At 60.0% G+C, this 959-nt stretch carries 1 pseudogene; it reads right to left on the minus strand.

Annotation, left to right across the window (positions count from 1 at the left end):
- Positions 1 to 140: 140 nt before the first annotated feature.
- A pseudogene (locus EWE75_RS24705) lies at positions 141 to 656 on the minus strand (IS256 family transposase); the annotation flags it as partial.
- Between the last annotated feature and the right edge of the window lie 303 nt (positions 657 to 959).

Genomic DNA, 959 nt, shown 5'->3' on the forward strand with positions numbered 1-959 from the left:
GAACACAACGCCGACCCAAAGCCCTTCGTCTGGACCAAGCCCGCCGCTCAAATCCTCGACAAGCTCGCCAGACTGCCTGCATCTTCCGTCTGACTCGCTGCACTAGCGTTGACTTTCCTCATAGAAGGCCGTCCACCCCAACACGTCTGGACGATCGCATCGGGGAACACCGCCGTAATCGCCTCGGGGAAGCCCTTGAGGCCATCGACGACGGCGAGAAGGATATCCTCGGTGCCGCGGTTTCTGAGCTCGTTCATCACCCGCAGCCAGAACTTCGCGCCTTCGTTCTGCTCGAGCCATAGGCCAAGCACTTCCTTGGCGCCGTCGGCGCGGACGCCCAGCGCGATGTGGATGGCTTTGTTGCGCACCATGCCCTCGTCCCGGATCTTGACCCGGATCGCGTCGAAAAAGACCAGCGGGTAAACCGGGTCCAGCGGTGGTTGCTGCCAGATCGCCACCTCGTCGAGCACGGCGTCGGTCACTGTGCTGATCAGGTCGGGCGAGACGTCGATCTCCGCGTTCAACGCGCGCTCGGTCAGCGCCTTCTTCAGCGAATCGAGTAATCCGCCTTGGTCAAAGGCCGCACTGGCGGCACCGCCAGCCAGAAGCTGGTCGAGAAGCTCGTTCGGAATCACAGGCTCTTTGCGGTGAGACATATGGGATCTCCTTTTTACCCATTATGCCCGCCCACACACGGAAATCCTGACAGTCCCGATGGCCACGGGCCGGCGGTTCCGCATCGCTTGCGTCTGGAGACCGCGACAGAAGCCGGGTCAACTACGTGGCTCTCGATACCTTCGGACATCAGCACTCTGTGCAGCCAGAAGCCATCTAGAGCATTTTTCGATCAAAAAGCATCATATCCGCAGTGAGCGAAGTAATTTTTGCACTCTGCGGGGGTGAATTCGTCGATAGATTGGCCGATAATGCGCCAGAGGTCATCAACCGTTCTGGCGGCG

The organism is Sphingomonas populi (genome assembly GCF_004208535.1).
Taxonomy (GTDB): Bacteria; Pseudomonadota; Alphaproteobacteria; order Sphingomonadales; family Sphingomonadaceae; genus Sphingomonas; species Sphingomonas populi.